General features: G+C 60.7%; 8 protein-coding genes. All 8 read left to right on the top strand.

The window, feature by feature from the left end; genetic code table 11:
* Positions 1-102: 102 nt before the first annotated feature.
* Positions 103-819, top strand: a complete 717-nt coding sequence (locus tag ACOZ9V_RS03240; protein WP_434593576.1) for a DUF5819 family protein — start codon at positions 103-105, stop codon at positions 817-819.
* Complete coding sequence (locus tag ACOZ9V_RS03245; RefSeq protein ID WP_434593579.1) at positions 809-2,056, top strand: HTTM domain-containing protein; 1,248 nt, start codon at positions 809-811, stop codon at positions 2,054-2,056. Before ACOZ9V_RS03240 ends, ACOZ9V_RS03245 begins: the two co-directional genes overlap by 11 nt.
* Before the next feature lie 550 nt (positions 2,057-2,606).
* Positions 2,607-6,140, top strand: coding sequence for a choice-of-anchor G family protein (locus ACOZ9V_RS03250; protein ID WP_434593582.1), 3,534 nt, complete (start codon positions 2,607-2,609; stop codon positions 6,138-6,140).
* Between the two features lie 50 nt (positions 6,141-6,190).
* Entirely contained in the window at positions 6,191-7,615 is a 1,425-nt protein-coding gene (locus ACOZ9V_RS03255) for a copper amine oxidase (RefSeq protein WP_181271943.1), read from the top strand.
* 523 nt (positions 7,616-8,138) lie between these two features.
* Positions 8,139-9,761 carry a sigma factor-like helix-turn-helix DNA-binding protein gene (locus ACOZ9V_RS03260; RefSeq protein WP_434593585.1) on the top strand — a complete coding sequence of 541 codons (1,623 nt, stop codon included), beginning with the start codon at positions 8,139-8,141 and terminating at the stop codon, positions 9,759-9,761.
* Positions 9,762-10,131: 370 nt separating this feature from the next.
* Complete coding sequence (locus ACOZ9V_RS03265) at positions 10,132-12,378, top strand: helix-turn-helix transcriptional regulator (protein WP_434593588.1); 2,247 nt, start codon at positions 10,132-10,134, stop codon at positions 12,376-12,378.
* A gap of 242 nt (positions 12,379-12,620) precedes the next feature.
* Positions 12,621-13,322: a response regulator gene (locus tag ACOZ9V_RS03270; RefSeq protein ID WP_268236681.1), complete on the top strand. Its 702-nt coding sequence runs from the start codon at positions 12,621-12,623 to the stop codon at positions 13,320-13,322.
* Positions 13,323-13,501: 179 nt separating this feature from the next.
* Positions 13,502-15,793 carry a helix-turn-helix transcriptional regulator gene (locus tag ACOZ9V_RS03275; protein WP_219922446.1) on the top strand — a complete coding sequence of 764 codons (2,292 nt, stop codon included), beginning with the start codon at positions 13,502-13,504 and terminating at the stop codon, positions 15,791-15,793.
* Positions 15,794-15,812 lie beyond the last annotated feature (19 nt).

Consider the following 15,812-nt stretch of genomic DNA (forward strand, 5'->3'; position numbering starts at 1 on the left):
CGAAATGCCCGAGCAGAATCCGGATTCGTGATGGAAGATAATGCGACTGAGGTCGTGCCCCGACCTCGTCCGACGATCAAGCGAACACTAGTGATCGTCGCGATGGCGATTACGGGATTCCACCTGTTCGCGACTCTGCTGTGGATCGCACCATCGTCCGCCCTGCGCGAGGCGGTTCCGGGGGAACTGCTCTCCAAGTACATGATTCCGCTGTGGGGTCAGTCGTGGAGTGTGTTTGCGCCGGAACCGATCAACGGGGACTACTACTTCGATGTGCGTGCGGTGGTCAAGACCAGCCGCGGGGAAGAAATCACCGAGTGGGTGCGGGCAACCGATGTCGAGCTGGACCATTCGACCTACAGACCCTTCCCGCCGCGATCAGCGGGGTTGGGCATCGGCCTGGCCTCGGACCTGAAAGGATCTTGGGACGAGTTGCCGGCGGATCAGAAAGCGATAGTGAAGCTTGACTACTTCAGGGGCGGCGACTCCGTGGAACGTCTGTCGACGAAACTCCGCGAATATGAGGATCCCGACGGTGCGGTCGGTGGCTACCTCGACAGCGAGCATATGGCCACGGCGTATGCGACTCAGGTCGCGAGAGCCGTGTGGGGTGACGACGTGGAGCGAGTGCAGTATCAGGTTGCCCGGCAGAATGTCGTCCCGTTCGCCGAGCGCAATGACGAAAGTGCCACGCGCCCGAAGCTTCAACCGGTGCCGGTCGGGTGGCGAGCCTCAGTGGTCGAGGACGCTCAGTCTGATGAGGAGTTCGCCAAGTACTTCTGTGCCTCCGACGTCGTGAGGTGCGCCGATGAAAACTGAGATCAGAACGGACGAAGCGGATGCAGCCTCGGTGAAGACCGATTCGGCGAAGATCGATTCGACGGATCCGGAAGACGCAAGCACCACCTCGGCGCCGATCGGTCCGACGAACACGGAGTTTGTGCCGCTGTCGGCCCAGGTGTGCACGGCAATCGCACGAGGTTGGGATCGGCTCGAGGCTCTGCTCACCGGACGCTACCACGCGACCTATGGCTTGGCCGTGACGCGGATCCTCATCGGGTTGACCGGTCTCGGCCTCATCCTCACGAATTTCAATGCCCGTCATTACGCCTTCGGCGTCGGAAACGCCTGGAGCGGGGAGATCGCGGATCCGAAGAGCGACTTCCCGAATATCTGGCTGTTCTCCCTGTTCCATCAGGTAGTGACTGTTCCTCCGCTGTTCACGGCAATGATGATCGGTCTGGCGGTCCTCGCCATCGTCATCACTCTGGGCTGGCACACGCGGATTGTTCTGCCGTTCTATCTGGTCCTGTGGGTCAGTTTCATCGAACTCAACGACGGCGCCGGTGATCAGGGCGACAACGCCTACCGGATGTTCATGATCGCCCTGCTCTTCGCCGACACCACTCGCCGGTGGTCGTTAGACGCGCGTCGCCGGACTCGCCGATCTCGCCGGGCCCACGTCGTGGATCATGCGGCAATTGATGGAGTCGGCACCGATTCCGATTCACGTGGCACGCCTGTCGGAAGTCAGTGGCGGTGGGTGTTGATCACAGCCAACAATCTCGCCATCGTAGTGCTCGCCTTTCAGGTGTGTGCGATCTACATGTCCGGCGGTCTGTACAAGGCCGGTGGTGCTGCCTGGCAGCACGGTTTCGCTGTCTACAACCCGCTGCAGACCCAGCAGTTCGGGACATGGCCGGTGCTCTCGGATCTCGTCACGGCGTGGGGTCCGATGGTGGTGGTGATCTCCTGGGCCTCGGTGCTGTTCCAGTGCGCGTTCCCATTCATGCTCTTCAATCGATGGACGAGGACCGCAGGCCTTCTGGGCATTCTGTCGTTTCACCTGGGGATCGCATTGCTGATGGGGCTCCCGTGGTTTTCGCTGACGATGATCGCTGTCGACGCGATCTTCATCCGTGACCGCAGCTTCGCCGCCCTCAGTGTTTGCCTGCGCGGGTGGTGGCGTTCGACCGCGCCGCGGCCGGTACCTTCGACCAGAGAAGCCGACTTGCTCGAAAGAGCCGAAATTCTGGCACAGTCCGGTACCACTTGATTTCTGAGTACGCGGCAAACTAGCGTGATTATTTGGAAACTCTTGTGGACTTCTATGGGTAAATCTTTCGCGAGGTTATATTACTCAACATGGCTTGTGCGATAACTTCTGCCTTGGCAAATTCGATCACGTATCGCTATGCGGACAATGCTCAGGAAATTTTGCGGCAGATCCATGAGATTCGGGGTCTTCAGTGGAAGCCCGTGGAGCGTCTTCATAGGCGACTATTCACTGTGTTCTAGGGGATCTGAAGCAGTTTGGGCGAGAGGGCGCGGCCGTGCCGAAGTGCGATGGCCCTGTGCGTAAGCTTCATCCGGGATTGAAAAACTCTAGACACTAACTGGATGTTTCGACAGAATGGATTGTGGGTCACGTTCGTTGGATCAAAATCCGACATCTGAGGGAGCGGAGCCTTTCAAATGCGTAAATTTGGAGGTTAAACGTGTCTCAACACGTCCATTCACGCCGTTTCGATTCTGCGAAGAGGAGTCGGCGAAGAAGAATTCCACGATGGGCACTTTCAGGACTGGCTCTCGGCGTTGTCGGAGCGATGGTCGGCACGACCAGCGCCTCGGCGCTGGGGCTCGACAACTATCCGGATGATCCTACAGAAGCCGAGGCGAGCGTCGCAGGGATGAGCCTCGATTCGAAGGATCTGGTTGCGGCGGCACAGTCGAAAGCCGGATCGAAATCGGATCCCGGTCCTAACCGTGAGGCATTCAACGGTGCGCTCGGCGGGGACGAAGTCATCGATTTCGGTGCGGGGTACCAGATCCCAGTCGACGACTTCATCGACTTCGGCCAGGCCGGAGCCATTGAGAGCGAATCGACGGCGTCTGATGCCAAGAACGGCAAGGCCGTCTCCGGCATCGTCGGTGCCGATGGCGGGCTCAGCCTTGATGGCAAAGACAGCGATTTCGGAACTGCGCAGGTCGACCTGCTCTCCATCGTGGCGGCGAGCGGGTCATCCGATGTCACCGATGGCCTGATCGACCAGGCAGATCTGAATCTCGGTCTCGGCGGCGCCTGGGTCGAGGCGATCGACGGCGAATTCCAAGATCCCGATTCTGTCGGGAAGTACGGGCAGTACAGAGTCGGCGATGCCAAGCTGCAGCTGCACTCTCCGGCGATCGACGATGCCGGCGACGGCGTCTCGGACGCTGCCGGCGAGATGGAGGGCGAAGTCAATGATGCGCTCAATGAAGCACTCGGGCTGACCGACCTCCTTCCGGGCATGACTGTGGACGCCAGTGTCGAGAGCAGCATCAAAGACGACGTTCTTGATGCGATTCTGCTCGAGCCGATCACCACTGATGACGGTCTCGCGACGATCGACCTCGGGGAAGGGTCGATCGAAGTCGACGTCGGACGGATCGGCGGCAACGACGACGGGGTGATCGATCGGCCGGTTGGGATGAACAACCAGGATCCGAACACTGAGCTGATCGATGATGAGACCTACCCGTTCATCGCCAGCAGCGTCCACGATGTCATCGAGAAAGTCATTGATGTCGCAGTCGACACGGCCATCGAGTCGCTGCGCAGCGCGACTGTGAACGTGGACATCACGGCCCCGGACGGCACGAAAGCCGGATGGGATATGGACCTGACGGGCAAGGTCAGCAACGACTCCTGCGACGCGGCGGGCGCCACCGGAACAGTCACCTGCGGGACGATCAACACCGTCATGAAGTCCATGGATACGGTGATGGGCCCGGTCTACGACGAGCTGTCCGATCCTTCGGGACTGTTGTACAAAGCGTTCACCACTATCAAGACGGACATGATGACAGTGCCTATCCGTGCGGCACTTGACCCATTCCTCAAGCTGATAGCCGATAACCTCGTCTCGCTGCAGATCAACCATCAAGAGACGACGGAATGCACCGCGGCCGACGGTTCGACTACGGTCAATGGTGTGGAAGTCTCTGCACTGAGCCTCGGCGTCGGCGATGGCACGGCACGTCTGGGCATCGGCAACGCGGGCGTTCGCACCGACTCATGCGATGAATCCGCTGACGGACCGTCGATCGACACCTCGTCGCCTGCACCTGCAGGTGGAGAGACGACGCTGGACTCCACAGGTTGGGCACCGGATACGGATGTCACTGTCGAGCTCAACGGTCCCGACGGCGAGCCGGTCGGCGACCCCATCACGGTGACGACCGATGGAGACGGAAACTTTCCGAAGGGAACGGTTCTTCCGATTCCCGCCGATGTCACTCCCGGTGACTTCACCATCGTCGGTACTGACCCGGACGGCAACACCGGGGAGGGCGATGTGACGGTCTACGCACCCGATCTGACGGTTGCGGGCCCTGTTTACCCGGGCGATTGCGCTGTAATCAAGTCGGGCGGATGGGCTCCTGATTCCGAGATCACGGTCCAGCTGAACGATGCAGAGGGCAAGCCTGTCGGTGACCCGGTCACGGCCACTGCTGACAAGAACGGCGATCTGCCCGACGACACCTGCGTGACCGTTCCCGACGGCACCGAGCCGGGTGACTTCACCGTCGTCGGCAGTGATGACAACGGAGCGAGCATCGATTCGCCTCTCACCGTCGCCGAGGCAGGAACCCCGATCGTATCGGTCACCACTCCGGCCCCGGCAGGCACTGACATCGACGTGACTTCGCGGGGATGGTCCGCGGATGCCGATGTGACGTTCGAACTGACAGACCCCGATGGGAAGTCTGTGGGTGACAATGTCACGGTCACAGCCGACGGGGAAGGCAATGTGCCGGAGGGAACGACTCTTCCGATTCCCGACGACGCAGCTGCTGGTGATTACACACTGACGGCGACCGATCCTGACGACAATTCCGCGAAGGCGACAGTGTCCGTCTACGCCCCGACGATCGAGACGACGTCCCCGGTGGTTCCCGGCCAGGACGCGGCAGTGAAGAGCACCGGTTGGCTTCCTTCGAGCGAGATCAAGCTGCAGCTTGTCGACGCCGACGGAAAAGACGCTGGTGACGCCGTGAATGTGACCACTGACGGCAACGGAAACGTACCTGACGATCCGGTCCTCACGATTCCCGAAGATGCCGAACCAGGCGATTTCACGGTGCGTGCGAGTGATGACAATGAAGCTGAGGTCGAAGCATCTGTAACAGTTGCAGAACCCTCGATCGACGTTTCATCGCCGGTTCCAGCTGGTGGAGAGGCGTCGCTGAAGAGCGCGGGCTGGAAGGCCAACACCTCGGTCGAACTCACGCTTGCAAACGCTGATGGAGATGTCGTCGGAAGCCCTGTGATCGCAACTGCGGATGGGGAGGGTGCTCTGCCCGATGGCACGAAGATTCAGGTGCCGGAAGACACCAAGGCCGGAGATCTCACGGTGACTGGCACAGCGTCGAATGAGACGACAGCCAAAGGTACTTTCGAGGTCTATGCTCCCTCGATCGAGGCGTCGTCTCCGGTTCCGGCCGGTGACGAGACCACGTTGACGAGCAGCGGCTGGCTGCCTGAAACCGAGGTCAGCATTCGTCTGGCACTGCCGTCGGCGAAGCCCGACGACTCTTCCGATGACCTCGGCAAGGCTATCACTGTAACGACCGATGAAGAGGGCGCAGTGCCAGAGGACACGAAGCTGCCCGTTCCCGCCGAGACCGCCGGCGGAGACTTCGCCGTAGTTGGCACCGATGACAATGGCGCCGAAGCCGCGGCGACCATCGAGGTGACTTCCGCTGGGTCCGACGACGACGCAAATGCCTCGTCGAACGCTGGTGGTGACGATGCGAATGCTTCGTCGAACGCTGGTGGTGACGATGCGAATGCTTCGTCGAACGCTGGTGGTGACGATGCGAATGCTTCGTCCAATGCTGGTGGTGACGATGCGAATGCTTCGTCGAACGCTGGTGGTGACGATGCGAATGCTTCGTCCAATGCTGGTGGTGACGATGCGAACGCTTCGTCGAACGCTGGCAGCGGCGACGTGAACGCAGGAGCTGGCGACGAAGGTGTAAGCAGCGATCTGCCACGAACCGGTGGCGAGATCGTGCCGATCTTCCTGGCTGCCGCCGCGCTTATCGCTGTCGGTGCTGCCGCACGGTACACGTTCAGAAACAAGACTCACGTGTGACCCTCATCTTCGAGATGAGATGAGATCGGGTGTGGTGATCATGCGCTCACATGATCACCACACCCATCCACTATTTTCGACTTCCCGCCCGTGTGGGGCGGCTTCTTCTGGGGATCGATACCGAAGTGAAAAGACGACTGACTCAGATCGCTGCCGGAGCTTTGTCTCTCTTGATCATCGTGACTGCCTGCACCCAGGGCGACAGTTCGCACTCTGGACGGCAGGGCGATAATGAGCAGGCCGTTGCCGACGTCTCCTGCAAGAGTCCCAAGCAGAAGGTCTCAAAGTCGCTGTCCAGCGGGGCCACATGGACGATGTGCTGGGGCGTTCATCCGGACTTCGGACTGACACTCTCAGACATTTACATCACTCCGCCAGGTGAAGACCCGATCCGGGTGATCGACACAATGTCGACTTCTCAGCTTGAGGTTCCCTATGACACCGGAGAGCGACTCACCTCTGATATCACTGAGTCCGGATTCGGCGGACGAAAAATGAAGACACTCACTGACGACGCATGCAGGGGAGACATTCAGGCGGCAAGCATCCCGAAGATCGGCGACGGTTCATACGGCAAATCGGAGACGAGGAAGGTTCTGTGCTCCGAAGTCGTTGATGAAGGACTTGCCTACCACTCCAGCGATCTTGTGGCTCCAGCAAACGCCCGCAAGAACGGATGGCAGCTGTCGACAGTCTCTCGAGTCGGCTGGTACGAATACGTCTCGCAATACACATTCGGTGCCGACGGCTCCATCAACGTTCAGCTCGGAGCAACGGGAGACCTGTCTCCGGTCGATTACACGGATGAAGAGCATGGGTGGGATGTCGGTGACCACGAGCACGCGGCCAGCCACTCACATAACGCCGTCTGGAGAATACGGTGGGGCCTCGGTGGTACTGGAGGCATGAGCGCACAGCAGTTCGACGCCGATGAGACAGGCGAGAAAGGCGCGGAGTCCCCCAAGCTTACGGGTAAGCTGACGGACCTCGATCATCCCACGACGGCCCGTTGGCAAAATCGCCGGTGGTGGCGAGTCCTCAACCCAAATCTCCTCAACGATGATGGCCATCCCATCTCCTATCAGATCGATGTCGGCAAAACTGACTCCTTCGAGTTCGTCGACGACGCTGAGCATTCCCATACGCACGGTGATGACATCGGCTACGACGTAGGATTCACGAATCACAACGACTGTGAACTCTATGCAACGAAGAATAGGGGCGACTGCGGAAGGGGAGTGCCGGAGTTCGTCGAAGACGGAAAGGACCAGACGCTCGATGATGTCGTGTCATGGGTTGCGGTCGGATTCCACCATGTGCCTAGGGACGAGGAGCAGTCGCCCATGGAGATGCATTGGCAAGGCTTCACCTTGCTGCCCAGAGATCTCACTGCGCAGAGGTTCGATCTGCCGAAGGGCCACGAAGGAGTCAACGGGGTACCCGACTCCGAGTGGAACCAAGAGTCCATCAACTGAGGACCGAACACGCTCCGATCTTAGGGTCATGAAGCAGTCATGCAAGAGTCATTAACAACCCCAACCCAATTTGTCTTGTTTTATGAGATGACCTTTGAATGATTCATTGAGGCAAGTTATTCTGTCTTTGTCGGTAAATCTCATGAGTACATCGGCGCTTGCGTGGCGGCATCCTCAGTGCAGTCACGTGTCCCCTCCTGGGCGTGTTGAGCGCGCGTCCGGGAGGGTCTCCATTCAATTTATGCGATTCGCTCTTGAATTGATCGCCATTGGCCGCCACTACTTCCGATCGGTATTCAGTAACTTTCTCCCGTTGCTCAACTCATCGCCTTTAAGGAACCAGAGAATATTCACGAAATAGTCATTGTGGCGGCAGGAAAAGGTCATGCATGTGCAAAGGAGCTTGCAAACATGCGATAAACTGCCGGGATAAGAGCACGCTGCCAAGCGGAGGCTCTGGCGTTGCTGGGCAGCGCGGCTCCTTCCACCTACTTCTGTCGAGACCGATGAGGACCGGATAGACGTGAACGAACATCAGCCTGACGAGAATCTTGCCGATTTCACGAATGATGAGATCCTCAAGCTCATCGGCTCCGGAACTGTCGGTGCCTTCTCCGAAATCTATCGCCGCCATATCGACGATTCCATGAACGGGAAGGCGGGCCCCCGCGCGGTCCACGACGCTGCGCTGTTAGCGGTCCTCAAACAGGTTCTCGACTCCCCGCCTGAGACGTCAGAAGAACTTGAGACACTCATCGAGCGTGCTGTTGACGAGCAAGCAGCCCATCACGACATGACGGAGGAGACGAGGATCGTCTCTGAAGCCTGGGCTCGACACAGCAATGTGGCACACGTGTTTTCGAGTCTTCCCGACAACTGGCAGCGAATTCTGTGGCTGCGGGAAGTCGAGGGCCTCGAGGCGGCATCTGTGGCGCAGCGACTGAATGTCACCGCGCACACTGCGGCCCGTCTGGCGTCGCGTGCTCGTCAGGAGCTGCAGCGGCGGTGGCGGCAGGAGCAGGGCGGGCGGGCCCTGAACGCGACGGATCTGTGCTCTGCGCTGATTCCTGCTCTGCTGACGTCGCCAACATTGATCGAGCGATTCGCTGACACGCTCAATAATCGATCACACACAGCCCCGACATCATCGGCCTCCTTGGCCGCGATGGAAACCAACTCCGAGTCGGCGTCGGCGGCGGAATGGGAAAGTGCCTTACCGCCCACGGAGTCGGGTGGGGAAACTGCCCTCGCGCGTTCCACGGAGGCGGCGCAGGTTGCGCAAGACATAGAGCCGTCGATAGAGGCCGAAGAGGAAACTGCCCTTGTGCCGTCACTGGAGGCGGAAGGGGAGACTGCCTCAGCCGCATCAACGGAGGCGGCGCAGTCTGTAGAAGATTCAGATCCATCCACGGGGGCGATGCAGGCTGTCGTGGAAGACTCAGAGGTCGAGAAAGACGACTCAGCCTTCCACCTCCCGAAGCCCGTCCTCATTCCAGTGGCGGCGGCGTGTGTCGGACTTCTTGGTTCACTGGTCGGACTCTCGATCTCGCCGATATCCAGCGAGACCTCGGGGTATCGTACGGATGTCGGGTCATCGTCCGCTTCCACCGGGAAAGAACTGGGAAGCCGGGCTGGCCGTACCGGGGAGCGCAGCGCATCGTCCGGGAACTCATCCTCCGACGGACGCGGCTCATCGTCATCCAGCGTGAATGATCCACACGATTCCGAGGCTTCAGAAGTTGTGGGCCGGGATGGAACAGAGCCACCTGCCTCGCACGGTGATGATCGCACCGCTGGAAAGTCCTCGAGCGGCAAGAAGCCGGGTGGGCCCGGCAATCCGGACCCGACGAAGCCTGACTCGCCCACACCGTCGGAGCCCGACGAACCCGATGCGCCCTCGCCGTCAAAACCGGACGTGCCGAGTGACCCGCCACCGTCGGAACCTGACCAACCGAGCGATCCCGCTCCATCGGAGCCTGACGAACCGGATACGCCTTCACCGTCAGAACCGGATGAACCGGGCGACCCCGCTCCATCGGAGTCCGACGAACCAGACAGCCCCAATCCATCGGAGTCCGACCAATCGAGTGACGCGACATCGACGTCCGCCCCGTCGGAGACCGAAGGGGCAGAGGGGGTGAACTAAGACGCCGATAGGCTGTCGAAAAACGGACAACCGTGGCCCCAGTCGCTGATCGACGCAATTGGGCCCAACTGAGCTGACAGCAGTTCGCCGGTCGCCTAGCGGCGCCGGCAGCTTCCCGGAGCAGGACCGACATACGGTGAGGAACGGTCTGCCGAGATATCATCTCGACAGACCGGTAAGCTCGCTGTGCTATACATGTTTATGTAGCAACGCACATTTCCCCTCACCTTGGCAGGCCCCACTGCCACGGCTCCCCGCCGACAGCACAGAGAAGATTCCAGCATTGCCAATCAGAGAGCCCAGCCGAGACAACAGCGAAGAATCATCCCCTCCTCGCCGAGAGAGCGCTTTCGACGCTTATTTCGGCCCCGTGATCTCAGACCAACGTTCCTTCGCGGAAGCGCTTACCCTCCGAGATGATCTCGACGCTGCCGGAATCGAAAACCTCTTTCGCTGCAGCGCCGGCCGAATCGACATTGCGCAGTCTCTCATCGAATCCGCACATCGTGCTGGATTCCGGGTATCTGACATCGACCAGCCCCAGATCGACGCACTGCTCCTGCCCTCGCTGACTCCTCGCCTCTCGGTCGGAGGAGCAAAGGCGCAATCTGTGTTTCTGCTGGCCCTCTTTTCGTGGCTTCCGAAGATCACTGCGCCGACGATCGGTCTCGTTCACGAAGCCTATGATCTGGCCGAGTCCAAGACGACTGTTCCCGCAACGTCCACGGAGTTGGTTTCCGAGCTTGTCGCCGAGGGTCTGCTGGTCGTCGAATCCAGAGAAGACGGAACGCTGACCGTTCCGGGTCTCATTCGCTCATTGATGCGTCGAATCACCGGCCCCTGGACAGCCGAGTTCCACAGAAGTCCTCACGAAGCATTCAGCATGGCCATCGACAACAGTTATGCGAGGGCGAAGGCGAGCGATGTGCCGGGATACGACGAGATCCTCGACCTCGTCGTCGAAATCGAAGGCTGGGAACTCCTCGAGCAGATGTGGACGCGACGGTCCATCAATGTCTTCGACGACGTGGTCAACGCGGTCGACGCTTTTCTCTCAGTTCCCGCCTCCGTCATCAGTGAAAGGCCGATTCTCGCATTGGCCAGGAGCGCCGCACGAAGGATCGATTCGACGCGTAGTCGTTTCGGAACCGAGGACCGCACGCGCTTGGTGCCGGTGACAGATTTCGACAGCATTGTCGTACCGAGCCTCCACGGCATCCTGTCATCAGGTCATGAGACAGAACTAAGTGTGGATGAGATCGCTGCGCTCACCGCTGCAGAGGCACGCCTTCACCGTTCGAACGGTGACTACGGGACGGCGCTGCAGACGATCGATTCGGGACGTGAATTGCTGCGCCGGCGCCATGACGAGGGGTCCGGCCCGACAGCCATGATGCAAGCTGGGCTCTATCTTGAGCATGGCAAGAATTTGGTCTCAGCAGGTCGTTTCGCTGAGGCGTTGCGGGTCCTTCAGAGAGTGATTCAGTTCTCCGAAACCTATGCGCCGAACTCATGGCACCCGATGCTCGCTGGCTATTTGGAGACCGCGTTGGCCAATCTCGGCCACGGTCACGGCAAAGAGATGGGCTGGAATCTCACCCTTACTCGGGACAAGGCGCAGATGTTCGGCATGGAGACCGTGCCAGGTGAACATAAATGGCAATGCCTCGATGCGATGAGGAGCCTGGACCGACTCGACCTGCTTGCGGCTGGCACAGCTCTTGAGAAACTGAAGAAGCTGGGGACTGCGAAAGGGCTCGGATCGCTGCCCACGATCGCCGAGAGTCTCTATCGTGTCTACCGTGGCCGAGCCTCGATCGCAGCCAAAGAGCTCATCGACAATGTCGACACTCGGGATTCGCCGATGACGAGTTCGTCGAATTCCAGATTCTCCGGGATCGTGAATATCGCGAGCTTTGTGTTCCTGGCTGCGGGAGAGACGAAGCCGATCCAGGATCTGGTGGTTCAGATGACTCCGACTGACCCCTCGTATTCATTGGTCAAAGCGCGCCAGAGTTTCGTCTTCGGACAGCGCGAGCAGCTGTGGTCGCACACTGCTCGTGTCCTCAACAGCGTCGATGGCCCCCGGCTCAAGGGCTGTGCTGCGGCACTTCGTGCCGCTTTCCTGCATCACGAAAGTCAGGAAAGTGCGGCCGTGGACAGTTTCGGCCACGTTCTCGACTACTGCATCATCGGGTCGACATTGATGCCGATTGCGCAGATGTCGAAGTCTTCGAGGTCGGCGCTCATCGCGGTCACGGCCTCACACTCGGCCTGGTCTGATCTGGCTGAGACATTCGATGAGGCGGACAGTTCGGGCGCGGATCTACAGCAACGACTTCTGGATCTTCCGGAAACTCTGCGCGTGTCCGTCGACCGTGATGTCGAACTGTCTTCTGCAGAGCTTTCGCTGCTTTTCGCCATCGATTCCCAGAAGCCGGTCCCGCAGATCGCCCGCGAGTTCGGGGTCGTCGCCGGGACGTTGAAGAATCGACTGTCTGCGCTGTATAAGAAGTTCGGTGTGCGCAGTCGTGCCGAAATGATCGAACACGCGAAGCGCAACGGGTACCTCTCATCGACTGAAGTGCCCGGAGGAGGGTCTGCAACTTCGAACTGAGGAACATCGTGTGCGATGGAGATTTCGTCGAAAGTGAGGGGCGAGATCGCTGGATGACCCACAATACGCCGGGCAGGCTGGACTGGTCGTCGGGGGCCGGTGCCTTCGGGCTCCGTCGCGTGCTGGTCCGGTGTGGTGGTGTCAGCAGAGGACTCGGTGGCGGAGGGGTTGGTGGGATCGAAGTCGATGTCTTCGATGTCAAGTCCCCTAAGACGGCATCACTTCACGGCTTGGGCACTCACGTGAGCGATGATGCCGCGCTGCGGGTGCTCATCGTCGAAGACGATCCGATGACGGCACAGGCGCACGCGGACTTCGTGGACCGCGTGCCGGGATTTGAGGTGGCCGGAACCTGCCTGGGCGGACATGAGGCGATCGAACGCTTCGACGAACTCGCTGCTGCAGGCAGCCCCGTCGATATCGTTCTGCTCGATATGAACCTCACGGATTCGCACGGCCTCGAGGTCGCCGGGCGGCTGAACTCCCGCGGTCAGGACGTCGACATCATCGCGATCACCGCGGTGCGGCACCTGCAGGTCATCCGTTCGGCGATCTCGTCGGGCATCACCCAGTACCTCATCAAGCCGTTCACCTTCGCGGCGTTCAAGGAGAAGTTGGAGAACCAGCGCGAGTTCAGGCGCGGGCTCACGGGCTCGGGGTCGTTGGCGACTCAGGCGTCGGTGGACAATGCGCTCTCAGCGCTGCGGTCGGTCTCGTCGACGACCCTGCCGAAGGGCCTCATCGCCGAGACCTTGGACGCAGTGTCCGCGTTCGTCCGCGATTCCGCAGTCCCGGTCTCGGCCACCGAGGTGGGGCAGGGCCTCGACCTGTCCCGCGTCACCGTCCGCCGGTACCTCGAACATCTCGTCTCGACGAAGCAGGCGATCAAGCAGCCCCGGCACGGAACGCCCGGGCGGCCGGAATACGAGTATCGGTGGGTGTGACGGGCCTGCTGTGCAAACGATGAGATTTGCCGCAGGCAAGCCGTGAAATGCTCTCGGTTCACCAGCGGTACTAAGGCCATGCGGTACTCTGGCAACTGCCCAACGCCGCATTTCCCCTCCTTGTGGCATTTCCCCACTGTCCGTCGGCAACCGCCGCACTAGCAGAGAAGAACCGTGCCGTGACCAGTACCTCCCCTGTAGACCCCAAAAGCAATGACGAGGCGACTCCCCTCAAGGACTCCGGATTCGATTCCCGGTTCGGTCCTCGCGCATCGTCCATCGAAAAATTCGCCGAGGCGGTCGGCCACAGCGATGAGCTGTCGCCGACCGCTCTCGAACAGCTCTTCAGCTGCAGCGGTGGCCGCCCCCGCATAGCCGACGCGCTCGTACGAGCACGTGTCAAAGCCGGCATACCGCTGACCGATAATGACCCCGACCGCATCGATGCAATGCTTTCACCAGCGTTGACGCCGAAGATCGAGGGCGCCAAGCGCGAATCCGGAGCGCTCTACCTGCTGACCCTCTTCGCGTGGGCCCCGCGGATCACCTCGGCCATGGTCGATCTGGTCCACTCTGCCTTCGCCGCCGCAGAGTTGGCAGCATCGGCGGGCTCCTCGCCTGAAGGACTCACTTCGCTCCTCCTCGATGAGGGACTCCTGACAGTCCCGACCGACGGCGATGAGGTGTTCACGGTCCCGCCCATGATTCGAATGCTCATGCGTCGAATAGTCACGTGCGATTCCGACTCCGCCGCCAGAAGCCCGCGTGAGGCTCTCGGAGCTGCGATCTCCGATTCCATCGGCCGACAGCGTTCGGGCAGACGCGAAGGTCTGACCGAGGTCGTCGATCTCGTCCTCGAGCTACGTGATTGGCACGTGCTTGAACGCACATGGGCACGCCGTTCGGTCAATGTCTTCATCGATGCGCCCAGCGCCGTCGAGGCCTACCTCAGGGTCCCAGAGGATGTGCTGGCTCAAAATCCGATCCTCATCCTGGCTCGCAGTGCCGCCCGTCGCATCGACTCGACCCGTACGCGACTGGGCACCGACGATATGCCGACACTGCTCTCAGCCACCGACTTCTCCAGCATCGTGCTGCCGGAGATGCGCGGACTCCTGGCGGCCGAGTCCGAACGTCGACTCACCGCCGATGAGATGTCCGTGGTGACCATGCTCGAAGCGAGGATGCACCGGCTCAACCGGGAGAACGAAGCCGCATTGAACGTCATCGAGGTGGGACGGGAACGTCTGCGCCACCTCGGCGCGGGTGAGCCCGGGCCCACGCTGATGTTGCAGGCTGAGCTCAACCTCGAGCACGGGCGGAATCTGATCGTGGCTGGTCGCTTCCCTGAAGCGATGTGCGTGCTCCAGCGGGTCGTCCACTTCGCCGAGATCTATGCCCCGAACTCGCCGCACCCGCTGCTCGCGGGGCTCGTCGAGGCCGCCCTGGCTGGAATGGGGCACGGGCACGGATCTGACATGGACCGCAACCTGGAACGGGCACGTGAGGACGCTCGCAGATTCGGAATGGCCGCGCTGCCGGACGAATACACAGCCCTGTGCATCGAATTGATGCGCAGCCTGGACCGGCTCGATCTCGATGCAGCCCGACTGATCATCATCGCACTTGACCAGGCGAAGCCCACCCAATTCCTGGGGCCCATTCCGCACGTGCTGAGAAGTCTGTGCTTTGTGTATGAAGGGCGAGCTTCGGCCGCGGCGAAGCTGCTGGTGGAGAGTCTGCAGGTTCAGCTTCTGCCGACGACAGGCGTACTTAGCGCACGGTTCTCGGCCATCGTCAACATCGTCAGCTTCGTGCTGGCCGCTGCGGGCGAGGGGAAGGCCCTGCAGGGCTTGGCCGAGCGGATGAGTCCACCGAGTCCGGGGTACTCGGTCGTCAAAGCGCGTCAGGCCTTCGTCTTCGGGCAGCATGATCCGCTGTGGACCGCCACAGGGCAGTTGTTGGCCGGCGATGAGGGGCCCAGGCTCAAGAACTCAGCCATGGCTCTGCGCGCCGACATGCTCCACCACGAGGGCCGTTCTGCTGAGGCGCTGGAGGCCTTCGTCGACATGCTCGACTACTGCGCGATCACCGCATCGGTGCTTGCCGTCACTCAGTTGTCGAAGTCTGCTCGAGAGGCGCTCATTCCCGTTTCGGCCGATTGTTCCGAGTGGGAGGCCGTGGCGCGGTCGTTCAATTCTGCAGAGCTCACGGCGGCCGTGTTGCAGAAGCGTCTGCTCGAACTGCCAGAGACTTCTCCGGTGTCCCCGGATTTCCAGACCGATCTCACCCCGGCCGAACAGTCGCTGCTGTTCGCGATCGACTCATCGAAGTCGATCGCGCAGATCGCCCGCGAATTCGGAGTGGTGTCGGGAACGCTGAAGAACCGCCTGTCCGCGCTCTACCGCAAGCTCGGCGTGCGCAGCCGTGCCGAGGCTGTGGCCCACGTCCACCGCGGTCAGCAGAGCTGACTGCGTGGCAATCGTCCGC

Origin of the sequence: Brevibacterium sp. 1718, assembly GCF_051131255.1 — a bacterium.
Classification (GTDB): Bacteria; Actinomycetota; Actinomycetes; order Actinomycetales; family Brevibacteriaceae; genus Brevibacterium; species Brevibacterium sediminis.